Below are 25,526 nucleotides of genomic sequence, written 5' to 3' on the forward strand. Positions count from 1 at the left end.
TTGGCAGCCGCGGGATGCTCGCTTGACGTCGGCCCAACGCCGCCAACAGCCTCCGGTGTAACAGGTACAACACCCCTCCAAATTCGGCCCTGGCCAATGAAATTTGTCCCACTCTTCCCACATAGGAGAGGGTCGTCAACGCCTCGAGCACATCACCTTCCAGGGGCGCTTCCAGACAGTGGGCACATCGGACTGCAACCTCTCCTCTGGTGGGAGGGACAAATACCGGTCAATCTGGCCCAGGGTTTCTCTCAACACCTCGGTGCGAAGCGACGAAGGAAGGATGTGACGCCGACCGGCATGTTGGAAAAAGAACACCTGCTACCTTCCTAACTGTCGGCTGGTCGCCTTGGCGCCCGATCGGTATCGGCTACCAAACGAAGGTGTGAGTCTACCGCCGGTACCGTGCCCGAGGCGACCGTCGTCTCCTTGTCGGATTGATCTGAGCCTGCGCCTCTGTACCGATCCTGGCAATTGCTGTGGCAAACGGAGCGAGAACCTCGTCGCGCCATTTCTGGGAGTTCTCGTAGGAAATCGCCTCGTGGCCGGTGAGTATCTCGGCATAGGTGGGTGTCCCGACAGCGCTTCCAGCCGGACGCGAACCATGGCTGTTGGCGAAGGCTCGCAATGAGTCCTCGAGCTCAGGCAGCAGGGGTAGGACCCTGCGCCACCGATGCTCATCGAAATCGAACTGCGTCGTCAGGATCGTGCCCACCTGGCGACCATACTCTGTGTCCGGGAAAGCTGAGGCTCATGCGAGCGACCAACACAACCGGAAATGCAGTTCCAACCGGAAGTGGGTAAAGATCGGCTGGCGTGGCATCCGCGAGCGGCACGGCGTCCCGCATAAGGTAGGCCATGATCCGCGGCGGAAACAGTTTCTCAAACTCGGCCTTACTGAAGTAATGATGACGGCTCTTCAGTGGCAGCTGGAAAGGGCGATGCGACGATAGGTCCGTAGTGACCGCCGCGACATTAATGCCGAACGCTTCCAGTTAACCAACGGTCAGCGGACCTCCGTTGGGGTCACGGCGGCCACGAGGTCGATCTTGTCAGCCAACCATTCAGTAAGGGCCGGCTGCTGCACGCGCTTCTTCTTCAAGAGATGGGGCTGAGCGAGGCCAGAGTAGATTCCGAAATCGTGACCCGGAAGCGCTACAAAAATTGCCATGTCTAAGACCAGAGTGGCCGCGATAAGCACGATTGTTAGGACTGCACCGAGAACGACAAGCGCCAGACTCACTTGCAACGCCTACCAGGACCAGTACAAGCCCAATCGCGAGGGCTAGAACCACGTGCCAAGGATACGCGCCGGGAACAGCAGATAGGACTTTCCATACCCGGCCTTTCTTGCCCGCTCCCATCGCAGACATCGCGATTGAGAACAGCTTGGTGAGATCAGGTGATGGTTGGAACAAGTTGAGCATGTTCGTTCCCAGCTCCTCAGCGATCTTGGCAGTCGCATCAAAACCCGCGAAATCGCTGCCGGCCGTGGACGATTGCCGTCGATATTCGGCAGCGGCGGCGATGACTGCCGCGGTGGCGCCGGCAGAGGTACCGCCAATATTGCTAAGCCGATATTTTCGCGCCACTTCGACGATAGCGTTCGGATAGACAACGCCCGAGGTGACGCCGCCCTTCATGACGAGATCGCATTCGACCAATTGCTCACCCTGTGATTGCCTGTAACGCTGCGTACGGAATACGCGAGGTCACCGTATTCAGCCGTACGAAAGTACTGCACCGTCGACCCGCCGTACTTAAACTATCATACCGCGACTTCAGGGTCCTGAGAACTGCACCATAACAACGAGGCACAAATGCTTCGGGTCGCACTATGAGATATTGCCCCCAACGCTTAAGCTTCCAGTAGGCCTGGTGTAAGAATGAGTGACAACCATATCCGCCCTGACAGTCTAGGCGCGCGGGCTACCCTGGGAGGTAATAGCCTATGACGACAAATCCAGATGTTCTCGATTTAGCCTGCGGCAAGTGGTTTTTGGCGATCACGCACTAGCGTGAGCACCGCCCTATCGCGTTAACTCGACCGCCGCATCGCCACTTCGACTCCCACGCCACGTTGTCGGGGTCAGCCGCATAGCCGGCTCAACGGACGTCCTGATCTCGGCCGCCCACGAGTTTAACGTGCGCTACCACATCGAGATGGGTTTTCCACCGATCCAGATCTACGCCACCACAGTCCGAAACTGGCAGTCGACCTTGATGCGGCATATACCCGGTGCGAAAGCATGCTCGCTCTGCGTGTTCCCGCCCGACAAGAACTTCGCCCCCACCAGATGCGCCGCGGATTCGTCCACCACACCCCAGATGACGATGGAAGGAGAGCACACCGACGCAGCGCTGCCCTTCCTCTCCTTCGCCGCGGGACTAATGACCGCAGCAGATGTTCTCAAGCTCACAGCTCCTGGCCACCCGTTGTCGACCGAACGCGTGATGCTCGGTCTTGAGGGCCAGGCGCTGTTGGTGGGCACGCCGATTCCGCACCGCACTGGCTGTCTGTGTGCTGGTCGTCATAAGGGGGTACATCAAAACGCGATCGCAGGCTCGCGCTACGCTGAGTTTGCAAGCTTGAGTAGTCAGTGGGCGGCGACATGACGGCCCCTGCGGACATCTGCCCCAGATTCGTGTGTTTGGGCGAATTGCGCTGCCGCGCTACAAACATCACTCTGACCGGTTGTGCTCCTTACGGACGCGGTGACGCCGCAGATTAAGCGAACCGGCACGCCGCAATACGAAATCAGCTGGTAGCAACGTGGTTGCAAGTTTTAATTACCCAACACGCCTCAACCAAAGCCGATCCATATCTCACTGATAATATTGTGGTTTTTGACGCACCCGACAGAATTCGAATCTGTGACCTCTGCCTTCGGAGGGCAGCGCTCTATCCAGCTGAGCTACGGGTGCATCCGTGAGGCGGAGCGGGGCTCCGGCTGAATGGGCGCAACCTAGCCAAAGCCGCGCGGCGGCGCAACTGGGGATGAACGCCTAAATCGTCTCATTTCAGGGGTGGATCCTTCCAGCATGCTGGATTTCTTGTAGGTCAATCGCGTGCCAGTACGATCAGGCGGTCACCGGCGACATAGTCCATGGCTTTCGACTTTACTGGATTGACCACGATGCCGCCGGCCACGGCGCCGGGACGGGGGCGATGGTAACCCATGGCGACTTCGCCGCGGTCGCGGGCGGCCTGGGTGATGGTGTAGAAATTGACCGGCTGGCCCAGCGCCACATAATCCTGGGCGGGGCGCATGTAGATTTCCGAGCCTTCCTCGTCGAGCAGTTCGTCGAAAATGGCAGCCAGGGAATCGTTTTCCGAGGCCTGGGCCAGCATCAGGCTGACCAGCTTGTTGGACACCACGAAATCGTCGGCGCGGGTGACTTCGGCCAACTCGCGATTGCGCACGTCGATCATTTCGCTGACGACATTGATGTGGATGCCGGCGGCGTCGGCGATCTTGCGCAGATGCAGCAGGGTCACCAGCGTGCGGGTATCGGTGGGCTGGGCGGCCATGAGGTCGGAATAGCCCAGCACCAGCACGTGGTCGTAGCTGGGGATGTCGAGGCCCTCAAGCGCGGTGCGGCTGGTGGTGTCGACCCGGCCATAGGCGACCGAGAGGTTGTCGCTGGCAATGGCAAGCGCAGCGACTTCGTCGTCGAGATCGGGCGTATCGGCGGCGATGGCGAGCACCGAGCCGGGCGCGACATAACGCGACAGTTCGTAGGCGATAACTTTGGCGCGACGGTTCCAACCCAGGATCAGGGTGCGCTCGGGCAAAGCCGGCTGGTGTTCGGCAACGCGGATGGCGGTGATGTCGACGCTGATATTGTCGGTGGCGATGCGGACCGCGGCGTCGTCTTCGGCGATGATGATCGCCCTGGTGCCGGGCAGGATCACGGTGTCCATGGGCGGATTGAGGGTGACGCTGCCATCGGGGGCGCAGAGGCCAATCAGGGTGGAGCCCTCATAGGCCATCAGGCTGTCGCCAAAGACGTTGCCGGCGAGGTCGGGCTGTTCCAGCGTGTAGATTTCGCAGCCGTCGAAGTCCAACAGCTCGGAATAGACTGCCGAAAGGCCCGACTGGCGCGAGGAATGCACCACGATGCGGGCGATCAGGTCGTCGGCCAGCACCAGCTGGACTTCCTTGCCACCGACGACGCGGGCAACCTCGGCATTGTGGGCATGGCGGATTTCGGCCGCGATCCGGTACGGCTCGGCGCGGCGGCGCGGGTCGTTGACCAGAGCCAGGATGGTCTTGATGACGCGGCTATCGACATCGTCGGTCTCGTCGTCGCCCTGTTCGGGCGAGACCACGATGATGGAGCGGGCCGTCTGCGGCGAGGTCAGCGTCAGGTCATAGAGGTCGGTGGGATCGCCATGGCGGCAAATGATGCGAGTATTGCCCAGTTTGGGCACCTTGGCGGCGATCTCGTCTTCCATCTCGACCTTGTCGCGGGTGGACATGATGACGATGCGCGGCTTCTTGCGGCTTTTATTGGCCACCACCAGTTCGCCGATAATGTCGAATACCGAAGGGCTCCAGTTCAGAATGATGGTGTGGTCGGTCTCCTGAACCTGGCTGCGGCCCTTGCGCAATTCATCGAGCGTGGACTGGATGCCCGAGGAGAGCACGCCGATCAGGGTGGAGAAGATAAAGATGCCCGCGATGGTGACCACCAGCCCGACGATGCGGTAGGCCCAGCCGGTATCTCCGGCCACGGTGCCAGCATCCATCGAGCGCATCAGGGATTCCCAGAAGGCCTCGAAGAAGTCGACCGGCGGCTGGCCCTCCGGGGACAGGCGGAACAGGACCAGCACGAAAGCGGCCACGATGATGACCACGAAGGAGATCAGCGCCAGCCAGCCGATCAGCGCGACCGGGCCGGCCGACATGGACTTATCGAACTCGTAGCGCAGTCGGGCGCCCAAGGAATTGCGCTTGCTCATCAAAGCCCCATCCAGATGCGAAGGGACTGCCAGAGGGTCCTTCAATTTTTACTCATAGCCATCCATGGGGGGAAGGCAATTGACAATTGCGTCCGCGGCGGAAGCTTCCCAAGGTTTTGCGCCCGCTTTCTGCCATGATAGGGCCGCGATTGTGCCCTATCGCCGCAATGGGGCAAATCGGTTAAGGTGGCGCGACAGATTACGGGACACTGCATGCGACAAACGGCAATCACGGTAGCGGGCGTGGCCCTTCTGAGCCTGGCAGTGTCGGGCTGCTCGATGAGCTCGTTCAAGATGGCGCCCGGTCCGACGGCGGCGCTGGCGGCGCCCAAGCCCGCCCCACAGCACGAAGCCGCCGAACAGGCGGCCGCAGCCGAGGAGCATGACAGCAATCCGCTGGCGGGCCTGCTGGCTTTCGCCTCGCCCAATGCCGCTCCGGTGGTGCAGGCGTCGTTCGCCCCAACAGGGCCGAGCCGTCCGGCCATCGATCCGCTGATCGCCAAATATGCCTCGGCCTATAATGTACCCGAGCGGCTGATCCGCCGCGTCATCGTGCGCGAGAGCGGCTATAATCCGGGCGCCCGCAACGGGCCCTATTTCGGCTTGATGCAGATCAGCCACGCCACCGCGCGCGGCATGGGTTATAGCGGCAGCCCCGGTGGCCTATTGGATGCCGATACCAATCTGCGCTATGCGGCCAAGTATCTTGCCGGCGCCTATGTGACGGCGCGCGGCAATGAAGACCAGGCCATGCGGTTCTATGCCAGTGGCTATTATTACGACGCCAAGCGCGCCGGCTTGCTGGAAGAAGCGGGCCTGCGCTAGCCCTTGGCGATGCTAATCCGGGCGTGGCACACCAGTCCGTCCGGAGCGTAGTCCAGCATCACGTCGCCGCCCAGATTGCCGCTCAGGCCGCGCTCGATCAGCCGCGAGCCGAAGCCCTTCCGCTGGGGTTCGACCACCGGCGGACCACCAATTTCCCGCCAGCTCCAATCGATGGCTTTTCCATCGCTGGTCCAGCGCACCTCGACGCGGCCTTCAGGCACGCTGAACGCACCATATTTCAGCGCATTGGTCCCCAGCTCATGCAGCATCAGGCCGAGGCCAAGCACGGCCTTTGGCTCCAGCAGCACATTGGGGCCTTCGATATGGACACGCCCGAAGGTTTCGCTGTGCAGGCGCGTCGCGGCGACGACGACGTCGCGTATCCCGGCGGCGCTGCCACTGCCATGGGTCAGCAGGTCCTGCGCTTGCCCCAAGGCCACCAGCCGCGCGCCGATGGCGTCGCGCGCTTCGGTCAGGTCAGCTGAATTGCGCATCGTCTGAGTGGCGATGGCCTGTACCAGCGCCAGCATGTTCTTGATCCGATGCGCCGATTCCTGGGCCAGCATGGCCATCTGCGTCTCGGCCTCCTTGCGCTCGGTCAGGTCGTAGGCAGCGCCGAGCACGCGCTCTGGCTTGCCGTCCGGTCCATGGATGATGGTGCCCTGCCGGCCGATCCAGCGCGTGCCGGTGGGGGTGATGACGCGATATTCCGTGGCTTTGAGCCCCTGCTCCAGCGATTGCTGCTGCGACGTCGCCAGGCGCTCGCGATCGTCGGGATGCACGATTTCGGCAAAGCGGGTCGCCGGAACGTCCTCGTCGGGCGCAAAGCCGTAGAGCACGCGGAAGGCCGGGGACGAACTGACCAAATTGGTGGCGAGGTCCCATTCGAAAGTGCCGATGCCGCCGGCCTCTTGCGCCAAGCGCAAGAATTGGCCCTGCCGGGCTAGGTCGGCCTCGGCTTTTTTCTGCTCGGTGATGTCGTGGCCCTGCACGAAAATGCCGATCGTCGCTCCGGCGGCATCGCGCATCGGCTGGTAGATGAAATCGAGATAGGCCTCTTCCAGGGGCTCGTCCGGCGCCTGCTGCAACAGCACTTTGGCGCCCTTGCCGACAAAGGGTTCGCCCGTGCGATAGACTTGGTCGAGCAGGCCGATGAAGCCTTGCTCCACCACTTCGGGCAGCGCCTCGGCCACCGACTGGCCGATGACGTCGTGGCGATGACCGATCAGTTTGCGGTAAGCCGCATTGGTCAGTTCGAAGACATGATTGGGCCCGCTCAGCAGCGCCATGAAGCTGGGAGCCTGCTCGAACAGCGCTCGCAGACGCGCCGTCTGCCCGGACAGTGCGGTATTTTCCGCTTGCACCGCCGCCGCGCGAGCAAACAGGTCCGACTGGTCCGGGGTCGACACGCTGTCGCCCTGGCGCAAGGCTTCGAGCTCAGTAATGTCGGTGGTGTGCTGCAGGATGAATGTCATAGCGCCGTTCTCGTCGAAGATCGGCGTATGAGTTGCGCTCCAATGGCGCATCTGCGCCGGCTCGCCGGCCCGCGCGGTATTGTAGGGAATCAGCGCGATGTGGTCGGGGCGCTGGGTCTGCAGCACCTTGGCCAGCGATTCACGCAGCAGGCGGCCGGGCGGCGATTGCGGGTCGCTGGGAAAGGCATCGAACACGTGCCGTCCGGTAATTTCGTCGCGCGCGCGGCCGACGACCTTAAGATAGGCCTCGTTGGCGCCAAAGATCACCAGGTTAAGGTCCAACACCACATAGGGATTCGGCGCGGCATCGAACAATGCCGCCAAATCGATACCAGCCAAGGGGTTGGAGCGGAACAAGGGGCCTCCCTAGTGGCGAATTCGGCGGCGGTTCATTGACCGGGGCGGCCTAAGCTTCGAGCGGACGCGCCATCAGCAGGCGCGACAGGTGCGCGGCCAGTTCGGCCTGCTGATAGGGCTTGGACAAGCGCGGCAAATCGGTGGTGGTGCCGCTGGGCAGATCGGCATAGCCGGTGGCCAGCAGGATCGGCAGTTCCGGATACAGCTCGCGCGCCTTGTTGGCCAATTCCACGCCGGTCATGCCCGGCATGGCGTAATCGGTGATGAGCGCATCGATACGCTTGCCGCTCCCCAGGATTTCCAGCGCCTGCTTGCCCGAATAGGCTTCGAGCACGGTATGGCCAAGGTCCTCGACCATATCGACGGTGTTCATGTTGATCAGCGCGTCGTCATCGACCACCAGAATGATGGACGCTGGCGCGTCAGCTTTGACAGGTTCCATTTCCAAAACCTCCTCGACGGGTGCGGTTGATACGGGGAGCCACAGTTCGGCGGTGGTACCCTTGCCAGGCTGGCTGACCAGTTTGAGGGCGCCGCCCAGTTGCACGGCGAGGCCATGCACCATGGACAGGCCCAGGCCCGTGCCCTTGCCAAGTTCCTTGGTAGAGAAAAACGGCTCGATTGCGCTTTTGAGCGTGGCGTCGTCCATGCCGAAACCGCTATCGATCACGCTCAGGCGCAGGAAGCTGCCATCAAGGCCCAGTCCCTGCCAGGCGCCCTCGCGCTGGTTGAGGGTCACGCGCAGCGTGCCGCCATCGGGCATGGCGTCGCGGGCATTGACGGCCAAGTTCAGGATGGCCAGTTCAAGCTGGTTGGGATCGACCTTGGCAGGTGGCAGATCGGGCGCCAGATCGAATTGTACGGCGATCAGCGGGCCGATCGAACGCTCCAGCAAGGCGCGCATGCCTTCGAGCAATTGCGCCAGATCGGTGGGCAGGGGGCGCAGGTCCTGGCGCCGCGCGAAGGCCAGCAGCCGAGAGGTCAGCGAGGCGCCGCGATGGGCGCCCTGCAGGGCGCCATCGATAAATCGATGCAGTTGCGGATCGGGGGGCATGCGCTTGCGCAGCAGTTCGAGATTGCCCTGGATGGCGGCCAGCAGGTTGTTGAAATCATGCGCCACTCCGCCGGTAAGCTGGCCGATGGTTTCCATCTTCTGGGCCTGGCGCAGTTGTTCCTCGGCGCGGCGCCGGTCGGTCATTTCGCGGAAAAAGGCCGCGCCGCCCACGATCTGACCGTCGCCGCCGCGCAGGGGCGCATGCTGGCTTTCCAGCGCGATCTGGCCGGCGGCTTCCGTGGTCAGTTCGATCTCCTCGATCGGCCCCGACACGCCGGCCAGCGCATCGTGCAGGCGCGGCGTGATCGCGTCGCCCTGCCCGGCGCCGATCAGTTCGGCCAGCGGGCGGCCCTTGGCCTCTGCGGCGCTGACGCCGAACAGGCGCTCCATAACGGGGTTCCAGATGGTGACATTGAGGTCGGGATCATAGGCGACGATGCCGGCAGGCACGCTGGTCATCAACAGGCCCGACAGCGCGCGTTCGCCGCGCAGGGCCTCCTGGGTGCGTTCGCGTTCGACCGCCAGCTCCTGCACCATCTCGTCGCGGAACGCATCGGCCTGCTTGCGCTCGGTAATGTCGGAGGTCACGCCGATGATCCTGGCCGGCTTGCCCGAAAGGCCAGTCAGCACGCGGGCGCGCGCATCGACCCAATGCTCGCTGCCGTCGGGCCAGTTGACGCGGTATTCGATCACCAGGTCCGCGCCGGTCTCGATCGCATCGTCCATGGCACGCTGCACGCGGCTCTGGTCGGACCAGCCGATGGATTCGATCAGGTCGGCGAACAGGAACACATCTCCCGGGGCGCGGCCGTAGCAGGCCTTGAACTGGTCCGAACCGCTCAGCCGCTGCTCGGCAATATCGAGTTCCCAGCTGCCCATGCGGCCGGCCAACAGCGCCGTCGTCAGATTTTGTTCGCCCTCGCGCAAGTCTCCAAGATAGCGCCGCGCCTGGTATTGCCGGCGACGGCCGCGCAGCGCGTTGTCAACCACATTGACCAGGGCCGTGGTGTGGAACGGCCGCTCCAGGAAAATGACGTTGCCCAATGCGGTTTGCAGCGTCGCCAGCAGCGGGTTCTGTTCGGGGCCGCCCAGGCGCTTGGTCAGCACGATGAAGGGGAAATCGGACCAGGGCTGCTGCTCCTCGATCCAGCGCGTCAGCGCGCCCAGATCGGCATATTGCAGCGCCTCGTCGGCAATGATGGCGAGCCCTGCGCCCTCCTGCAGGCCGGCGACCAGTTCGGCGACATCCTCCCGGTTCTCGGCCTGTCGGCCAACGCCCTGCAAGAGCGATACCGCCAGCGGACCATCGCGGCCGGCCGGGGCAAGCACCAATGCACGCTCAGAGTTGATCACACCCGTTCGTCTCCGGCCGACAGGAAGTCGCGTACGCCGTCCAGTGGGGGTTCTTCGGGTCCCAGCAGCGGCCTGCTGGCACCAGTATAGGTGGGAACGCCACGCAAGACACCCTGGAAATCCTCCAGCGGCTCGCCGATGGAAAGACCGGTGCGCCCGATGCGGTATTCGCGGATCGTATCCTCGTGATCACCGGTGCGCTTCTTGATGATCGAGATGGCGCGACGCACCCGGCCGAGCGCCTCGAAATAGCGCAGCAGGATGACGCTATCGGCCAGATAGGTGATATCGACCGGCGATTTCATGTCACCCACGAGACCATGCTGGGCCACGGTGACGAAGGTGGTGGCGCCCTGCCGGTTCAGATATTGCAGCAGTTCATGCATATGCAGCAGCAGCGCGTGTTCCTGGGGCATCGCCGCCTGATAGCCGTTGAGGCTGTCGATCACGACGGTCTTGACCTGGTTGGCATCGACCCGTGCCCGCACCCTATGCGCGAATTCGCCGGGCGACAATTCGGCGGCATCGAGCTGCTCGATGAACAGGTTGCCCGTCGCCTGCATCGCCGCCAGATCGATCGACATCGCCTTGGCGCGGGCGAACAGCAGGCCTAGTTCCTCGTCGAAGATAAACAGCGCAACCCGCTCGCCGCGCTCCACCGCCGCCTTGGCGAAATGCATGGTCAGCAGCGATTTGCCCGCGCCGGCCGGACCCAGCACCAAGGCACTGGAGCCGCGCTCCAGCCCGCCGCCCAGCAAGGCGTCGAGGGCGCCGATCCGGCTGGTCAGCACACTGCGTTCGAAATTCGTCTTGTGTTCGCCCGCCACCAGGCGCGGGAACACCTCAACGCCGCCGCGCCGGATGATAAAATCGTGATAACCGCCGCGATAGGACTGGCCTCGATATTTGAGCACGCGCAGCCGCCGCCGCTCGGCGCCATAGTCGGGCGCCAGCTCTTCCAGTCGCACCACGCCATGGGCAACGGAGTGCACTGTCTTGTCGTTGGATTCAGTGGTCAGATCATCCAGCATCAGCACCGTGGCGCCATTGCGGGCGAAATAGTGCTTGAGCAGCAGGATTTGCCGCCGATACCGGAGCGAACTCTGGGCAAGAAGCCGAATTTCCGAGAGGCTATCGAGCACGATACGGTCGGGCTTGATACGCTCCACCGCCTCGAACATCGCCTTGGTGGTCTCGCCCAGCTCCAGGTCCGAGGAATACAGCAGCGTCTGTTGCTGCTCGGCGTCCAACAGGCTTTCGGGTGGCGCCAGTTCGAAGATTTCAAACTGCTGGCCCAGCTCCCAGCCGTGCGAGGTCGCGGTCATGCGCAGCTCGTCTTCGGTCTCCGACAGGGTCACATAGAGACCGGTCTCGCCATTCTGCGCGCCATCCAGCAGGAACTGCAGCGCGATGGTGGTCTTGCCGGTGCCCGGGCTGCCTTCGAGAAGATAAAGATGACCACGCGTCAGACCACCCACGAGGATATTGTCGAGCCCGCTCACTCCGAGCCTGGCTTTGGTGACGAGGGATTGGTCTGACATGAACGCTCGCTGCAAAACAGATGAGGGCCGCGTGCCGCCCTGGCCCCTAATTCTGCCAAACGGGCAATGCGTTCAAACGGTTCCCGTAAAAACGGCACAACCGGCTAAAAACTTCGCCACCCTTTGAAGCCGCGCCCGCTTCCCGTAAAGTCGGGGCGCGTCCAGTCTCAGGAATCGGTTCTCATGCATCTGCTGCTCGTCGACGGCTCGGGTTATATCTTTCGCGCTTTTCATGCCCTGCCCCAGCTCAATCGCAAATCCGATGGCCTGCCCGTCGGCTGCGTGCAGGGCTTTTGCAACATGCTGTTCAAGCTGACCGAGGACATGAAGGGCGACGACGCACCCACCCACATGGCGGTGATCTTCGATCATTCCGGCAAGACGTTTCGCGACGATATCTATCCGCAGTACAAGGCCCAGCGGCCGCCGGCGCCTGAGGAACTGGTGCCGCAATTCCCGCTGACCCGCGCCGCCACCCGCGCGTTCTCCATCCCGTCGATCGAGATGGAGGGCTGGGAGGCCGACGACATCATCGCCACCTATGCGTGCAATGCCCGCCGCGAGGGCTACAAGGTCACCATCGTGTCCTCCGACAAGGACCTGATGCAGCTTGTCGAGCCCGATGGCTCGATCCGCCTGCTCGATACCATCCCCCGCCCCGGCCAACCGCCTTTGCGCTGGATCGGCATGGACGAGGTGTTCGCCAAGTTCGGCGTCACCCCCGACAAGGTCATCGACGTGCAGGCGCTGTGCGGCGACAGCGTCGATAACGTGCCTGGCGTGCCCGGCATCGGCGTCAAGACGGCGGCCGAGCTGATCAACCAGTATGGGAGCGTGGAAAACCTGCTCGACCATGTCGACGACATCAAGCAGAACGCCCGCCGCGAGAAGCTGCGCGAGAACGCCGAGAGCGCCCGCATTTCCAAGCGCCTGGTGACGCTGTCGCAGGAGGTTCCGGTGGAACTCTCGCTCGATGCGCTGATCCGCGTGCCGATGGCGCCCGGCGCGCTGTTCCCGTTCCTCAAGGCGATGGAATTCGCCACCAGCACCAAGCGCCTCGCCGGGCTGCTCGATGCCGATCCCGACGCGTGGGAGGCCGATCCGGCCATCGCCGCCACCGGCCGCGATCCGCGCAAATCGGCGGACCTCTCGGTCGCCCGCGCCAAGCTTGCCGCCCCGCAGGTGCCCGGCACCGGCCCCACTTTGCATGCCCAGGAAGAGCATGCGCGCATCAAGGCCATCCCGATCAATTACGATGCCTACGAGACCGTCACCACGCCCGAGCAGCTCGCCGCCTGGGTGGCACGCATCCTCGACAAGGGTCATGTCGCCATCGATACCGAGACCACCGGGCTCGATCCGCAATCGGCGGACCTGGTGGGCATCTGCCTTTCCACCGAGCCGGGCAATGGCTGCTATATTCCGGTGGGCCATTCGCGCGGCGCCGCCAGCCTTTTGGACGAAGGCGGGCTGGTCGAGGGCCAGTTGCCGATCCGCGCGGTGCTCGACACGCTCAAGCCGTTGCTCGAGGACAAGTCCATCCTCAAGATTGGGCAGAACACCAAATACGACACCTCGATCTTCGCGCGCTACGGCATCACCATGGCGCCGATCGACGACACCATGCTGCTGTCCTACGCGCTCGACGGGGTGCAGTATAACGGCCTCAACGTGCTGGCCGATAACTGGCTGGGGCATACCGGCATTTCGTTTTCGGACCTCGCAGGCACCGGCAAGGCGCAGAAGACCTTCGACCAGCTCGAAATCCCCGCTGCCGCCCGTTACGCCGCCGAGGACGCCGATCTCACGCTGCGGCTTTGGCATGTGCTGAAACCCCGCCTCGCCGCCGAGAATGCCACGACGCTCTACGAAACACTGGAACGGCCTTTGGCCCCGGTGCTGTCGCGCATGGAGTCACGCGGCATTTCGGTCGATCGAGCCATCCTGTCGCGCCTGTCGGGCGATTTCTCCCAGCGCGCCGCCGCCTTCGAGGCCGAGGCCTATGAGCTGGCCGGCCAGAGTTTCAATCTCGGCTCGCCCAAGCAGCTCGGCGAAATCCTGTTCGACAAGATGCAGCTCCCCGGCGGCTCCAAGACCAAGACCGGCGCCTGGGCCACCGGCGCCGATGTGCTGGAAGACCTGGCGCTCAAGGGCATTCCGCTGGCGCGCACCATCGTCGACTGGCGCCAGCTTACCAAGCTCAAGGGCACCTATACGGACGCCCTGCCCGCCCATATCAACCCGCGCACCGGCCGCGTGCACACCTCCTACAGCCAGGCCTCGGTGCTGACCGGACGGCTATCGTCCAACGAGCCCAACCTGCAGAACATCCCGGTGCGCACCGAGGACGGCCGCAAGATCCGCTCCGCCTTCGTCGCCGCCCCGGGCAAGATATTGATCAGTGCCGATTATTCCCAGATCGAGCTACGCGTCCTCGCCAATATCGCCGATATCCAGGCGCTCAAGGACGCCTTCGAGGAAGGCCTCGACATTCACGCCATGACGGCCTCGGAAATGTTCGGCGTCCCGGTCCAGGGCATGCCCAGCGACGTGCGCCGCCGCGCCAAGGCGATCAATTTCGGCATTATTTATGGCATTTCCGCCTTCGGCCTCGCCAACCAGCTCGGCATTCCGCGCGGCGAAGCGGGCGATTACATCAAGACCTATTTCGAGCGTTTTCCCGGCATCAAGGACTATATGGACGAGCAGCGCCGAAGGGTGAAAATCGACGGCCACGTCACGACGCTCTTTGGCCGCAAGATCCAGTTCCCCAACGCCAATTCGGCCAACCCGTCCGAGCGCAGCTTCGTCGAACGCGCCAGCATCAACGCCCCCATCCAGGGCACGGCGGCCGATATCATCCGCCGCGCCATGATCCGCATGGAGCCGGCGTTGAAGACGGCCGGCGTCGAAGCCGACATGCTGCTGCAAGTGCACGACGAACTGATCTTCGAAGTGCCGCTGGGGAGCGAAGAGACGGCGATGCCGGCGATCACGAAGGTGATGGAAGGAGCGGCGGAACCGGCGGTGCGGCTGTCAGTGCCGATCAGGGTTGATGCACATGCGGCGCATAATTGGGATGAAGCGCACTAAATAGTGGGCAAATATTGGCTACTTTTTCTTCGGTACCACAATCGACGCCAAACGGTCGGCCAAGTCAGCGAGTAGCTGATCCATGTCCAATGCAAGTTCACCGGAAGTTTGCGTTTCATCACCCAGTTCTGCATCGGCTGCTGTTTTGTCCCGCTCGAGGATTTCCTGGCGGTTGGCGTCCCAACTTGCGACATATTCGGCATAGGCGGGGGGTGGGTTGGCTATTTCGCCCATCTTTGGCAGTACAGGAACTTCCATCTCGGTCATCGCCATAAACTCGACCACAAAGTCCCACGCCTCGTTGTTATCGAATTTCTTGCGTTCCGGCAGCAGCCTCTCCTCTCTGGACCGGAGCGACTTCTTGTCGGCATTCCGTTCAGTGTCCAAAGAAAAAATGGGATATGGAGCGTCCCCTATAACGCCCTTCAAGTGCTGTCTTCCCTCATATTGGAAGTGAAGGTCGCCAAAAGCTCCTAGCTTTGCGCCTTGTACAAGCAGATAGAAAACCTCAATGGATACGATCAGCGCGCTAGTTGACGCGAATTTTGATATTCTGAATCCGCAGTCGATATGCTTTCCTAGGAAATCAAAATCACTCGGCTTTATGTCTGCTAGATTCTCAGTTTCCTCGTCCGGGAGTTCAAACGCTTCCTCCTCACCAAATGCCTCGCCAAGAGTTACATTTGGGTATGGGAAACTAGCGGTCCATGCGTAACCTTTGACGTCAAGTTGCTCCTTTTCCGTCTCAAGTACGCTTCCATAAGACTTAAGCGCAGCGATGAACGCCTGAACGCACACCTCCATATGCGTCATGTCCTTAAGTCTGGTGGCAAATATGATCTCGTCGCCTACCGTCTTCCATACCGCAGGACAGTCCATGGGGTAAGGTTCGCCCTTTCCCTTCCATAGTTTCTGGAACTCGGTGGCAAGCCGTGCGGGAAAGCCCCTGTAGAAACGCCTCATTCGCTCCACCCAAGCGGGGTTGGGTGACAGCGAATCCGGATCTCTATCCTCTCTGCGTGCCTTGTAAGCTGTTGAACCTGTCAAATCGACGGACATAAACAACCGCAGCCGATACTCTGGGCACGCCTCGGCCATTCTAAAGTCCCAACGCTTGTTTCCGAACGTCCGCCGCCGATTCGCTTACTGCAAATAAGGCGGCGATCTTCGGAATATCTCCATCATATGATGAGAACGCCTCACGAAACTTCACAGCATTCATTAGGAGGCCCGCTGCGAACCAGTTTGCTTCCCATTCCGTCCGCTTTAGCGAATCATTTGTTTCATCTACCCACCGAGTGGCCATCATCATGCAGTGTGGATTTTTTTTCCTTACAACCGGAAAATGCAGGAAGAGGTGACCCAATTCGTGAGCAATAGTGAAACGATCGCGTTCTACCGATGTCATCGTAGGCAGAAATATGGTGAACTCATTCGGCTCTCGGACGATAATAGATTCAGGATACTTATTCGAAGGCGTGTCTCGATATTCGATGTGCCCACCAAGTCGAGCTACTAACGGCACGATGGGATCCCCGACCTCGAGAGAAACCTGCTTTGCAATAGCTTCAGCGAAAGCGTGCACTCGCTCCTTTGGCGCCCATGTGGGCTCGGGGGGGATAAAATCTTCCATCTGCACTCCTGAGCTTCCGCCGACGCAACCGAATCCTATTTCTAATTTACCACAAGTGAACATACCATGAACAACATAGATTTTGAGATAGTTTCCTTTGGAGTACATTGAGTGAGGGCAGGCGTGATTGCGCAGAGGCCAGCGCCCGATGTAATTTCCGCTGGCCATCAAACGACCCACGGTTTCATTCTCGCGCGGGCCTAGGCTCATCCTGAGATCGAGCAACACGCCGCGCAACGGCGACGTGCCCCATAAGCCTCAAACTTCTGCAGCCCGTTACGCAAGGAACCTCCCCACCCCCGCCCGGTTCTTCCCATAACCCCGGAGAACCCCATGACCCAAATCACCACCGATGCCGCCTACATCACCCTCATCAACGTGTTTACAGTCATACCCGCGCGCCAAGCCGAGCTGATCGAACTGCTCGATGCTGCCACCGCGGACGTAATGCGGCATTGCCGGGGTTTGTTTCGGCCAATATTCACAGCTCGCTGGATGGCACCAGGGTGACCAATTATGCGCAGTGGTGCTCTCAGGCCGATTTCGAGGCGATGCAGAAGAACCCGGAGGCCGGCAAGTACATGAAGCAGGCCGCCGCGCTGGCTGAAAAGTTCGAGCCGGCGCTCTATGCCGTGGCAGGCGTGTATGCTGCGGAGTAGCCCCTACTTCACCTCAATCCCCACCACATCCTTCACGCTGCGCCCGCCATGCACGTCGCCGGGCACGACCAGGCGCAGGTGATCGAAGGCGGCCTTGCCGTCGGCGCCGTCGTAGGCCAGCAAGACCTGTGTGTTGGCGAAGTTGGGGTCGAGTTCGCCCAAAGCGACCGAGACGGCGTAGCCGTCGCTGCCGGTGATCAGCAGCGTGTGCTTGAGCGCGGCGTTCTTGCCCTCGTCGTTGACCAGCACGGCCTTGTTCACCAGGTCCCAGAGCAGCGCGCCGGTATAGTGGCCGGTTTCGGGGCCCTTTGAGGTTTGGAAGCTGACATCGAGCGTAGTGGCGGGCAGCGCCTTGAGCGTGACTTCATCGAGCGTCAGCGGGGTGGTGACCGCCCCGGTCAATTGCGCGGGCGCTGCGAAGGCTGTGGTCGAGAGCAGTACGGCGAAGGCCAGCGACAGGGTCAGACGGAACATGGTTCACTCCGATATGTTCGGACGACTATATCGGGTGTAGGGAGGGACGGCCATAGCGGGTGTGGGGGAGGGTGAGGTACCCCCACCCGGCCTCCCCCTGGTAGGGGGAGGAGCAGGGGCGGTTGGGGGTCGATTGAGTTTGACGAGTGGCGCGGCTTACGCCTTGCTCAGGCGCAGCCCATCGATGGCCATGGCCAGTACGCGCCGGCGCTGTTCGGCATTGGGGAAGGTCACCCCGGCGACGCCGGCGATCAAGCGCATGACGTCGTCGATATCGGTATCGGGCCGCACGTCGCCCGCGGCCTGGGCGCGCTTCAGGATCGGCTCGCCGGCATTGTAGAACGCGTCGCGGCAGGATTTGATCATGGCGGATTCACGGTTCAGCGCCTCGATCAGCACCTTCTTGGTGGCGGCGTATTCGACGAAACGCCAGAGCCAGTGCTGCAGCGCCTCCCAGGGCGGCAGACTTGCTACCTCGGTGGCCGCGCGGACCAGGTCCTCGACACCATCGATATAGACGGCCTCGATCAGCGCCGCGCGGGTGGGGAAATTGCGGTAGAGCGTGCCGATGCCCACCCCGGCGCGGCGGGCGATATCCTCGAGCGAGGCCTCGGTGCCGTTTTCGGCAAAGGCGGTGCGCGCCGCGGTCAGCAGCGCATCGAAATTGCGCCGGGCATCCGCCCGATGCGGGCGCTGAACGGCAATAGTTATGGTGTCCACCGCTGCGGACATAGCTGATCTCCCGAAATGACCTTGCAAACGGAGGGTGCCTCCGCTACATGTAACCGGAGGCATCCTCCGTATTGAGGTCTTGCCTGTTCTATATCGGAGCCTGCCTCCGGATAGTCAAGTTACAAGGACGTTTGTCATGACTTCCACCACGCGCGGCCCCGCCGCCGCTATCTTTCCTATTCTGGCGATCAATGTCGCCATCTTTGCCATGCTGCAGTCGTTGCTGGTGCCGGTGCTGCCGATTATCCAGAATGACCTCGGCACCACGCCGGCCGTGGTCACCTGGACATTGACCGCCTGGCTGCTCACCGCGGCCGTCTCTACGCCCATCCTGGGCAAGGTCGGCGACATGATCGGCAAGCGCCGCACCATGGTTATCGCGCTGGGCGCCGCAGCGCTTGGCAGTCTTGTCGCCACCTTCGCGCCCAATATCGAATTGGTCATTGTGGGCCGCGTCATCCAGGGGTTCGGCGCCGCCGTGTTCCCGCTGACCTATGGCATTGCCCGCGATGAATTCCCCAGCGCCCGCATGCCATCGATCATCGGCGCGCTCTCGGCCATCATGGGCATCGGCTCGGGTCTCGGCACAGTCCTCGCCGGACCCATCGAAAGCGCCTTCGGCTGGCGCGGGCTATTCTGGATACCGATGGTCCTGTTCGTCGCCAGCGCCACGGCGACACGCTTTGTCATCCCCGAATCCCCGCTACGCACCGGCGGCAAGATCAACTGGCTGGCCGCAGTGCTGCTCGCCGGCTGGCTGGTGAGCCTGCTGCTGCCGCTGAGCTTCGGCACCCGCTGGGGCTGGGCGTCCACCAACGTCATTGGCCTGTTCATCGCCGCCGCCGTGTTGTTTGCGGCCTGGATCGCGGTGGAAATCCGCTCGGCCAATCCGCTGATCGACATGAAGCTGATGCGCCTGCCCGGCATCTGGACCAATAACCTGACCGCGCTGCTGTTCGGCGCCTCGATGTTCGGCGTCTGGGCCTTCCTGCCGCAACTGGCGCAGTTGCCGGCGTCAGCCGGGTTCGGCTTTGGCGCCAGCGTCACCCAATCGGGTCTGCTGGTACTGCCGATGCTCGTGGCGATGGCAGTAGCCGGCTTTGCCAGTGGCCCGATCGTGCCTGTGGTCGGCTTCAAGTATCAGTTGGCGCTGGGCGCGGCCTTCGTGGCGCTATCCAGTGCGGCTTTGGCGCTGTTCCATGCCAGCCAGTGGGAGGTGTCCGTGGCCGGCGCGGTGTTCGGGCTTGGCCTGGGTTTTGGCATCGCCGCCATGGCCAGCCTGATCGTGCAGACCGCGCCCGCGGGGCAGACCGGGGTCGCCAGCGGCATGAACTCCAACTTGCGCACCATTGGGGGCGCGATCGGGGCGGCGCTGATGAGCGCCTTGGTCACCGGCAATCTGCAGGCCAATGGCCAGCCGGCCGAGATCGGCTTTGTCGCCGGCTTCTTCGCCATGGCAGCGCTGGCGACAGTTGCCATCGCGGTCGCATTCCTCGTGCCAGGCACGCGCCGTACAACGGTGGCGATGGACCCGCGGGAGCAACTGGTGCCCGCCCAGGCTTGAGCGTCTTGCCCCCGACACGGCAAAGCCCCACATTGGCATGCCGGACCCGTCCGGCATCAGCGTCAAAGATAGTGCGACATCGCTGCGAGCCCATGCATCCATCCGCCCGCAACGACGTTTCCCTATCCAACTCAGCAGGAGCGTTAGCATGAGCAATCTCGACGGCATCAAGGAACATATGGAAGTCATCGGCGCCGATGGCGTGCATATCGGCACGGTCGACAAAGTCGAAGGCGGCCGTATCAAGCTGACCAAGGCCGATAGCGGCGAAGGCAGCCACGAGGGCCACCACCATTATATCGAAGGCCAGCTGGTCGCCGAGATCGAAGGCGACAAGGTTCGCCTGTCGGCCACCGCTGCCAATGCGGTGCTGTTCGAAGAAGAAGAAGGCGGCGGCCAGGCCTGACCGGCTCATCCGGGGCGATGTTCGACCAGTTCCTCATCGCCCAGGAAGGCGTTTATCCCCAGGCCCTGGCCGAATTGCGCGCCGGGGAAAAGCGCAGCCACTGGATGTGGTTCATCTTTCCGCAGATCGCCGGGCTTGGCCACAGTGCCACCGCCCGGCGTTTTGCATTGCACGATTTGGCAGAGGCGCGGGACTATTTTGACCACCCGGTGTTGGGCGAGCGGCTGCGCCAATGCACGCGCGCGGTGTTGCACACGGCCGGCGTACCAAGCCAGCCGGGACCGAGCATTTTCGAAATTTTCGGCACGCCCGACGATCTCAAGTTTCATTCCTCGATGACGCTGTTCTCCCGCGCGGCGCCGCATGAGCCGCTGTTTCGCCGCGCGCTGGTAGCATTTTTTGATAGTGTCGAGGATATCGAGACGATCAAGCGGCTCTGAGCGGGCTCGGGTCCGACGGTTCGCCCGGATCGGGCGGCGGATCGCTATCGGGCGGCGGGGCGGGCGGCGTGCCGGGCTCGGGCGGGTCGGTCAGCGGATGAGGGTCTGGATCAGGCGTGCCGGGATTGGGCACGTCGGGTTCGGCGGGCGGAATTTGCATGGCGGGCTCCTTGGCAAAGAAGACCAACTGCCAAAATGCGGACAGGTTCCGTGCACCTTATCCCCTGTCGTCGAGGCTGCGGCATTATGGGTCCATTCCCTCCAGTGGCCCCGCGCTGGGACGGGCAAAGGGGGCGGGCCTAGCGGCGCTCAAGCGTCGCGGTCCGCCCCTCGCCATTCGGCGGGATGGCCAGCGACACGATCCATGTGGCGGCGTCGAATAGTTCGGGGGCACGCTCGGGCCATTCCACCAGCACGATGGCGGCGGGATTGTCGAGCAGGCCCAGTTCATCGACTTCGCGCGGATCGCCCAGGCGGTAGAGATCGGCATGCAGCACCGGGCCCTTGGGCGTGTCATAGGGCTGCACCAGGGCGAAGGTGGGCGAGGGCACGTCGAGTTCGGCATCGCCCGCCAGGGTGCGGATGGTGGCGCGGGCCAGGGCGGTCTTGCCGGCCCCCAGATCGCCCAGCAGCAGCACCAAATCGCCGCTTTTGAGGCTCGCCGCGAGTTCGGCGCCCAGCGCGTCGGTCGCCTCGGGATCGGCGAGCAGGCGCTCCATTATTCGGCGACGCCGGCCATGGCGCTATCGCGCGGCAGGTTGACGGTAATGCGGCTGCCGCGCGGTTCGCGGCGCTCGGCGGTGATAGTGCCGCCATGCAGGTTGACGAAGGTCTTGACGATGGCGAGGCCCAGCCCGGCGCCGCGCTGGCGGCCGGCGGGGGCGTCGATGCGGGTCAGGATGGCGTTCTTCATTTCGTCGGTCAGGCCCGGGCCCTCGTCCTCGATGACGAACAGCATGCGCTCGGAGCGCGCCGATACGGTCAGCTTGATCTCGCCACCGGGCGGGGAGAAGCGCGCCGCGTTGGAGAGCAGGTTATAGAGGACCTGCACGATGCGGGTGCCATCGGCGATAAAGGGCGGCAGGTGATCGTCGACCTCGACCGTGAGGTTGATGGGCTTTTCGCCCGAGATTTCGGGGAAGGTCGCGGACAGGCCAGCGCGAGCCTTGTCGACAAGGCTGGTGACGTCCTGCAATTCGGGGCGCAGCTCGGCGATGCCGGCATCGACCGAGGCGAGGTCGAGGATGTTGTCGATCAGCACACCCAGTGTCACCGAGGAGGCGCGGATGTAATCGGTGTAGGAACGTTGGCGCTCGGTCAGACCGCCGCCCTCGCTGGAGGCCAGGAGGTCGGCAAAACCGATGATGTTGGTCAGCGGCGAGCGCAGTTCATAGGACACGTTCTCAACGAAGGCGTCCTTGAGCAGGTCGGCCGCCACCAGCGCATCGTTGCGCTCCTTGAGCACCTTGGAATAGCTGGCGCTTTCGGTGACATCGAGGAAGGTCATCATGGTCTGCCCGTCGGGCAGGCGGGTGATGGCATAATCCAGCAGCCGCCCATCGGCGCGGTTGATGCGGCCGGTCGTGTCCGAGCGGGTCGGATTGAGATCGATGATGCCGCGCTTGAGATCTCGCCAGATGCTGGCGCCATCGTCCGGCATGGCCCGGCCCGAGGCCTCGGCGATCTGATCAATATGGGGGCTTTGCCCCAATTCGTTCATCGGCAGCTTCCACAGCCCCGACAGGCGCGGATTGGAAATGGTCAGGCGGCCGTTGGTGCCGAACACCGCCACGGCCTCGCTGAGCGCATTGATGGTTTCGCGCTGCACATTGGTGAAGGCCTTGTTGGTGCTTTCGAGCTTGAGGCGTTCGGTAATGTCCTCGAACACGTAGATGACGCCGCCCTTGGCGCCGGCGGGAGCCGCGATCACCTTGATGGTGCGGCCATCGGGCAGGTGCCAGGGCTCGTTGTCGCGCGGCGCCTTGAGGCTATAGGACGTCAGGTGCTGCGCCCGCCAAGTCTGGTAATCGACTTCGGCGGGCAGCATGCCTTCGGTGCGCAGCTTGTCCAAAATGGCGCGCTCGTCGAGGCCGAGCACCAGGAATTTGGGATCGAGATGCCACAGATTGGCATAGGCCTGGTTGAACTGCACCAATTCGCGATTGGCGTTGAAAATGGCGATCGGGGTGGCCAGCGCGCCGATAATGCCGGTGATGTGGGATAGCGTGGCGTCGGCCGGCTTGGCCACCACTTCGACGGGTCGGAAATAGCCGGCGCGGCCGTTTTCGAGCGGAAACTCGACCAGCTCGAAGGCGCCTTGTTCGGGCCAGGCGACGGGGAGCGTCGCCTTTTGGCCGTTGGCACAGGCGGCGAGGTGTTTCTTCAGCAGCGGCGCGTCCAGTAGTTCGGGCGGCGCGGTCTCGGTGCCGGGCTTGCCGAGGTCCTTGGCGAGCTTGAGATAGGCGGCATTGGCGAAGACCAGCCGGCCGGAAGCGTCGCGGGCAAAGGCCGGCTGGTCCATCATCGCCAGTACGGCGCGGGCGCTGGCCAGGTCGCCGGTGGCGGAGGTGACGGCAAGCCCGGGCATGGCCGGCTCGGGCTGCAGGAAGGCGGGCCGCAGGCGCAGAGCTGCGCCGCCACCCAGCACCCAGCCATTGGCGCGCACCACGCGGCCATCGAGCGCCTTGAGGCTGGCGGCAAAGGCATGGCCATCGACACGCAGGGCCTCGAGCAGGCGGGCCAGCCTGTCGGCATCCTCGCCAATGAGCCAGGTGGAGAAATTCAAGACGCTTTCGGGTTGTCGGCCGGGCGGCAGCACCGAGGCCACCTGCCCGAGAAACTTGACGGAACCGCCGTCGGTTCCGGTCCAGAACACGGTGACTTCGCGGCTGCCGGACAGCAGCACTTCATATTCATCGACCATGGCGCGCAGGCTGGCAATCTGCTCGGCGGCCCGTTGCCGGGCGGCCTTGCCGTCGACCAGCATGCTGCGCACGATGGCCATGGCGACCAGTGCGAAACCTCCGGCACCGACGGCGATGGCCAGCGGCGCGGCGCCGCCAATGGTAGAGCTGGAGCCGGACTGTGCGAGGGCGGGCACAGCCGATAGTAAGGTCAGGGGCGCGGCACTCAGTACCGCGAATCCCCAACGTCTCCGGAAACGATCCGGCGCCATGCGCTGCCTCTTTAAACTGTTGTCGATGCCAGGGCCGGCCCGTTTTCCGAGTCCGGAACGCATGCACTCAAAGCGGAGCGACGTACGCCGAATCGGTTGATCCTGCCGCCCCCATTCGCCGGCCTTACGCCCCTGACCGCCGAATCACCTCACCATACCGGTCGCGTGAATCGGCTAAAAGAGTCTTAATGGCTGTGCATAGCGGGCAAATCATTGATATGCCCACTTGACGCGGAACGAAGCAGAAACGAACAGCGGCAAACAAAAAGGCCAGCCGGGCGAACCGGCTGACCTTGAGCATAACAGCAATAGGGATAAATCAGTACCTGTATTCGCCGGACTTAAACGGCCCGTTCTGCGAAACACCAATATAGTCGGCTTGGGTCTTGGTCAGTTTAGTCAGCTTGGCGCCGAGCTTGGCCAAGTGCAGTTCAGCCACTTTCTCATCGAGATGCTTGGGCAGAACATGGACTTTCTTCTCCAGGTTCACGCCGTTGGTCCACAGCTCGATCTGGGCCAGCGTCTGGTTGGCGAAGCTGGCGCTCATCACGAAGCTGGGGTGGCCGGTCGCATTGCCCAGGTTCACCAGGCGCCCTTCGGACAGCAGCAACAGGCGGTTGCCATTGGGCTGCTCGATCAGGTCGACCTGCGGCTTGATATTGGTCCACTTGAAGTTGCGCAGGCCCAGCACATCGATCTCGTTATCGAAATGGCCGATATTGCAGACGATGGCCATGTCCTTGAGATTGCGCATGTCATCGACCATCAGCACGTCGCGGTTGCCGGTGGCGGTGACCACGATATCGGCGCGATGGGCGGCGTCCTCAAGCGTGACGACCTCGAAGCCTTCCATGGCGGCCTGCAGCGCGCAGATCGGATCGACTTCGGTCACCAGCACGCGGGCGCCGGCGCCGCGCAGCGATTCAGCCGAGCCTTTGCCCACATCGCCGAAGCCGCAGACGATGGCGACCTTGCCGGCCAGCATCACGTCGGTGCCGCGACGGATGGCGTCGACCAGCGATTCGCGGGTGCCGTATTTATTGTCGAACTTGGACTTGGTGACGCTGTCATTGACGTTGATGGCCGGGAACGGCAGCTCGCCCTTGGCGTGCAGCTGATAGAGGCGCATCACGCCCGTCGTGGTTTCTTCGGACACGCCGCGGATGGCATCGCGGATCTTGGTGAAGAAGCCGGGGCTCTGGGCCAGGCGCTTCTTGATGGTGGCGAAGAAGATTTCCTCTTCCTCATTGCCCGGCTTGTCGAGGATGGAGATGTCCTTTTCGGCCTTGGCGCCGTTGAGGATGTACATGGTGGCGTCGCCGCCGTCGTCGAGGATCATGTTGGGGGTGAGGCCATTGCCCCAGTCCATCATGCGGTCGGTGAACTGCCAATATTCCTCAAGGCTCTCGCCCTTATGGGCGAAGACCGGGATGCCGGCGGCGGCGATGGCCGCGGCAGCGTGATCCTGGGTCGAGAAGATATTGCACGACACCCAACGCACTTCGGCGCCGAGCGCGACGAGGGTTTCGATCAGCACGGCGGTCTGGATGGTCATGTGCAGCGAGCCGGCAATGCGCGCGCCTTTGAGGGGCTGGGCGGCGGCATATTCTTCGCGGATCGACATCAGGCCGGGCATTTCGATTTCGGCGATGGTGATTTCCTTGCGACCGAAATCGGCAAGGGCGACGTCTTTGACCGCATAGTCGGTCGGCTTGAGGCTCATGAGGATGCTCCGGGCATGATCAGGGACGATTGAGGGGGCTTATACCTGTGCGACCG

General features: G+C 62.8%; 21 protein-coding genes and 1 tRNA gene. 8 read left to right on the forward strand and 14 right to left on the reverse strand.

All coding sequences use genetic code 11. From position 1 onward, the window contains the following. Positions 1-1,064: 1,064 nt before the first annotated feature. Complete coding sequence (locus ABIB57_RS14700; protein WP_354041776.1) at positions 1,065-1,664, reverse strand: hypothetical protein; 600 nt, start codon at positions 1,662-1,664, stop codon at positions 1,065-1,067. 481 nt (positions 1,665-2,145) lie between these two features. On the opposite strand from ABIB57_RS14700, the gene ABIB57_RS14705 reads away from it, so the two are divergent. Further along, the gene (locus tag ABIB57_RS14705) at positions 2,146-2,616 is read left to right on the forward strand and encodes a hypothetical protein (protein WP_354041777.1); all 471 of its coding nucleotides are present in this window, start codon (positions 2,146-2,148) and stop codon (positions 2,614-2,616) included. A gap of 235 nt (positions 2,617-2,851) precedes the next feature. Here the strand turns inward: ABIB57_RS14705 and ABIB57_RS14710 are convergent. Together ABIB57_RS14710 and ABIB57_RS14715 are read right to left on the reverse strand one after the other, a co-directional pair. Beyond that, a tRNA-Arg gene (locus tag ABIB57_RS14710) sits at positions 2,852-2,925 on the reverse strand. 136 nt (positions 2,926-3,061) lie between these two features. Next, positions 3,062-4,966 (reverse strand): CASTOR/POLLUX-related putative ion channel, encoded by a 1,905-nt coding sequence (locus ABIB57_RS14715; RefSeq protein ID WP_354041779.1) that lies wholly within the window; start codon positions 4,964-4,966, stop codon positions 3,062-3,064. A 213-nt stretch (positions 4,967-5,179) separates the two neighbouring features. On the opposite strand from ABIB57_RS14715, the gene ABIB57_RS14720 reads away from it, so the two are divergent. After that, entirely contained in the window at positions 5,180-5,791 is a 612-nt protein-coding gene (locus tag ABIB57_RS14720) for a transglycosylase SLT domain-containing protein (RefSeq protein ID WP_354041780.1), read from the forward strand. On the opposite strand, the gene ABIB57_RS14725 is transcribed toward ABIB57_RS14720, so the two are convergent. From ABIB57_RS14725 to ABIB57_RS14735, 3 genes are read right to left on the reverse strand one after another with little or no spacing between them, the layout of a single operon-like run. Then, positions 5,788-7,623: a PAS domain-containing protein gene (locus ABIB57_RS14725; protein WP_354041781.1), complete on the reverse strand. Its 1,836-nt coding sequence runs from the start codon at positions 7,621-7,623 to the stop codon at positions 5,788-5,790. The genes ABIB57_RS14720 and ABIB57_RS14725 overlap by 4 nt on opposite strands. Positions 7,624-7,672: 49 nt before the next feature. Further along, positions 7,673-10,030 carry a hybrid sensor histidine kinase/response regulator gene (locus ABIB57_RS14730; RefSeq protein WP_354041783.1) on the reverse strand — a complete coding sequence of 786 codons (2,358 nt, stop codon included), beginning with the start codon at positions 10,028-10,030 and terminating at the stop codon, positions 7,673-7,675. Further along, a complete protein-coding gene (locus ABIB57_RS14735) occupies positions 10,027-11,571 on the reverse strand; it encodes an ATPase domain-containing protein (RefSeq protein ID WP_354041784.1) in 1,545 nt (514 codons plus the stop codon). The genes ABIB57_RS14730 and ABIB57_RS14735 overlap by 4 nt, the downstream gene beginning before the upstream one ends. Before the next feature lie 183 nt (positions 11,572-11,754). Between ABIB57_RS14735 and polA the strand changes: the two genes are divergently transcribed. Continuing rightward, positions 11,755-14,664, forward strand: a complete 2,910-nt coding sequence (gene polA / locus ABIB57_RS14740) for a DNA polymerase I (RefSeq protein ID WP_354041785.1) — start codon at positions 11,755-11,757, stop codon at positions 14,662-14,664. 18 nt (positions 14,665-14,682) lie between these two features. Here the strand turns inward: polA and ABIB57_RS14745 are convergent, their stop codons facing one another. Next, a complete protein-coding gene (locus ABIB57_RS14745; RefSeq protein WP_354041786.1) occupies positions 14,683-15,762 on the reverse strand; it encodes a hypothetical protein in 1,080 nt (359 codons plus the stop codon). Position 15,763: 1 nt separating this feature from the next. Continuing rightward, positions 15,764-16,525, reverse strand: a complete 762-nt coding sequence (locus tag ABIB57_RS14750; RefSeq protein ID WP_354041787.1) for an ImmA/IrrE family metallo-endopeptidase — start codon at positions 16,523-16,525, stop codon at positions 15,764-15,766. 105 nt (positions 16,526-16,630) lie between these two features. On the opposite strand from ABIB57_RS14750, the gene ABIB57_RS14755 reads away from it, so the two are divergent. Both ABIB57_RS14755 and ABIB57_RS14760 read left to right on the forward strand, forming a co-directional pair. Continuing rightward, positions 16,631-16,807: a hypothetical protein gene (locus ABIB57_RS14755; RefSeq protein WP_354041788.1), complete on the forward strand. Its 177-nt coding sequence runs from the start codon at positions 16,631-16,633 to the stop codon at positions 16,805-16,807. Continuing rightward, entirely contained in the window at positions 16,804-16,956 is a 153-nt protein-coding gene (locus ABIB57_RS14760; RefSeq protein WP_354041789.1) for a hypothetical protein, read from the forward strand. Before ABIB57_RS14755 ends, ABIB57_RS14760 begins: the two co-directional genes overlap by 4 nt. Before the next feature lie 3 nt (positions 16,957-16,959). On the opposite strand, the gene ABIB57_RS14765 is transcribed toward ABIB57_RS14760, so the two are convergent. Both ABIB57_RS14765 and ABIB57_RS14770 read right to left on the reverse strand, forming a co-directional pair. Continuing rightward, entirely contained in the window at positions 16,960-17,430 is a 471-nt protein-coding gene (locus tag ABIB57_RS14765) for a molybdopterin-dependent oxidoreductase (protein ID WP_354041790.1), read from the reverse strand. A gap of 156 nt (positions 17,431-17,586) precedes the next feature. Next, positions 17,587-18,162, reverse strand: a complete 576-nt coding sequence (locus ABIB57_RS14770) for a TetR/AcrR family transcriptional regulator (protein WP_354041791.1) — start codon at positions 18,160-18,162, stop codon at positions 17,587-17,589. A 136-nt stretch (positions 18,163-18,298) separates the two neighbouring features. On the opposite strand from ABIB57_RS14770, the gene ABIB57_RS14775 reads away from it, so the two are divergent. The 3 genes from ABIB57_RS14775 (at position 18,299) to ABIB57_RS14785 (ending at position 20,572) form a co-directional block, all read left to right on the forward strand. Beyond that, positions 18,299-19,726: an MFS transporter gene (locus ABIB57_RS14775; RefSeq protein WP_354041792.1), complete on the forward strand. Its 1,428-nt coding sequence runs from the start codon at positions 18,299-18,301 to the stop codon at positions 19,724-19,726. Between the two features lie 148 nt (positions 19,727-19,874). Next, positions 19,875-20,132 (forward strand): DUF2171 domain-containing protein, encoded by a 258-nt coding sequence (locus ABIB57_RS14780; RefSeq protein WP_354041793.1) that lies wholly within the window; start codon positions 19,875-19,877, stop codon positions 20,130-20,132. A 17-nt stretch (positions 20,133-20,149) separates the two neighbouring features. After that, positions 20,150-20,572: a DUF1810 domain-containing protein gene (locus tag ABIB57_RS14785; RefSeq protein WP_354041794.1), complete on the forward strand. Its 423-nt coding sequence runs from the start codon at positions 20,150-20,152 to the stop codon at positions 20,570-20,572. Here the strand turns inward: ABIB57_RS14785 and ABIB57_RS14790 are convergent. The 4 genes from ABIB57_RS14790 to ahcY form a co-directional block, all read right to left on the reverse strand. After that, complete coding sequence (locus ABIB57_RS14790) at positions 20,559-20,732, reverse strand: hypothetical protein (protein ID WP_354041795.1); 174 nt, start codon at positions 20,730-20,732, stop codon at positions 20,559-20,561. The genes ABIB57_RS14785 and ABIB57_RS14790 overlap by 14 nt on opposite strands. Positions 20,733-20,871: 139 nt before the next feature. Next, positions 20,872-21,291 (reverse strand): tRNA (adenosine(37)-N6)-threonylcarbamoyltransferase complex ATPase subunit type 1 TsaE, encoded by a 420-nt coding sequence (tsaE, locus tag ABIB57_RS14795; RefSeq protein WP_354041796.1) that lies wholly within the window; start codon positions 21,289-21,291, stop codon positions 20,872-20,874. Next, positions 21,291-23,747 carry a sensor histidine kinase gene (locus ABIB57_RS14800; RefSeq protein ID WP_354041797.1) on the reverse strand — a complete coding sequence of 819 codons (2,457 nt, stop codon included), beginning with the start codon at positions 23,745-23,747 and terminating at the stop codon, positions 21,291-21,293. Before ABIB57_RS14800 ends, tsaE begins: the two co-directional genes overlap by 1 nt. A gap of 319 nt (positions 23,748-24,066) precedes the next feature. Continuing rightward, entirely contained in the window at positions 24,067-25,470 is a 1,404-nt protein-coding gene (ahcY, locus tag ABIB57_RS14805; RefSeq protein ID WP_354041799.1) for an adenosylhomocysteinase, read from the reverse strand. Between the last annotated feature and the right edge of the window lie 56 nt (positions 25,471-25,526).

Source organism: Devosia sp. UYZn731 (assembly GCF_040546795.1).
Taxonomy (GTDB): domain Bacteria; phylum Pseudomonadota; class Alphaproteobacteria; order Rhizobiales; family Devosiaceae; genus Devosia.

What these genes read in the sequence shown, in the direction of transcription:
- ABIB57_RS14715 (WP_354041779.1), bottom strand. Translation starts at nt 4,966, where the DNA reads ATGAGCAAGCGCAATTCCTTGGGCGCCCGACTGCGCTACGAGTTCGAT.
- ABIB57_RS14720 (WP_354041780.1), top strand. Translation starts at nt 5,180, where the DNA reads ATGCGACAAACGGCAATCACGGTAGCGGGCGTGGCCCTTCTGAGCCTG.
- ABIB57_RS14735 (WP_354041784.1), bottom strand. Translation starts at nt 11,571, where the DNA reads ATGTCAGACCAATCCCTCGTCACCAAAGCCAGGCTCGGAGTGAGCGGG.
- polA (WP_354041785.1), top strand. Translation starts at nt 11,755, where the DNA reads ATGCATCTGCTGCTCGTCGACGGCTCGGGTTATATCTTTCGCGCTTTT.
- ABIB57_RS14745 (WP_354041786.1), bottom strand. Translation starts at nt 15,762, where the DNA reads ATGGCCGAGGCGTGCCCAGAGTATCGGCTGCGGTTGTTTATGTCCGTC.
- ABIB57_RS14755 (WP_354041788.1), top strand. Translation starts at nt 16,631, where the DNA reads ATGACCCAAATCACCACCGATGCCGCCTACATCACCCTCATCAACGTG.
- ABIB57_RS14765 (WP_354041790.1), bottom strand. Translation starts at nt 17,430, where the DNA reads ATGTTCCGTCTGACCCTGTCGCTGGCCTTCGCCGTACTGCTCTCGACC.
- ABIB57_RS14770 (WP_354041791.1), bottom strand. Translation starts at nt 18,162, where the DNA reads ATGTCCGCAGCGGTGGACACCATAACTATTGCCGTTCAGCGCCCGCAT.
- ABIB57_RS14775 (WP_354041792.1), top strand. Translation starts at nt 18,299, where the DNA reads ATGACTTCCACCACGCGCGGCCCCGCCGCCGCTATCTTTCCTATTCTG.
- ABIB57_RS14780 (WP_354041793.1), top strand. Translation starts at nt 19,875, where the DNA reads ATGAGCAATCTCGACGGCATCAAGGAACATATGGAAGTCATCGGCGCC.
- ABIB57_RS14785 (WP_354041794.1), top strand. Translation starts at nt 20,150, where the DNA reads ATGTTCGACCAGTTCCTCATCGCCCAGGAAGGCGTTTATCCCCAGGCC.
- ABIB57_RS14790 (WP_354041795.1), bottom strand. Translation starts at nt 20,732, where the DNA reads ATGCAAATTCCGCCCGCCGAACCCGACGTGCCCAATCCCGGCACGCCT.
- tsaE (WP_354041796.1), bottom strand. Translation starts at nt 21,291, where the DNA reads ATGGAGCGCCTGCTCGCCGATCCCGAGGCGACCGACGCGCTGGGCGCC.
- ABIB57_RS14800 (WP_354041797.1), bottom strand. Translation starts at nt 23,747, where the DNA reads ATGGCGCCGGATCGTTTCCGGAGACGTTGGGGATTCGCGGTACTGAGT.
- ahcY (WP_354041799.1), bottom strand. Translation starts at nt 25,470, where the DNA reads ATGAGCCTCAAGCCGACCGACTATGCGGTCAAAGACGTCGCCCTTGCC.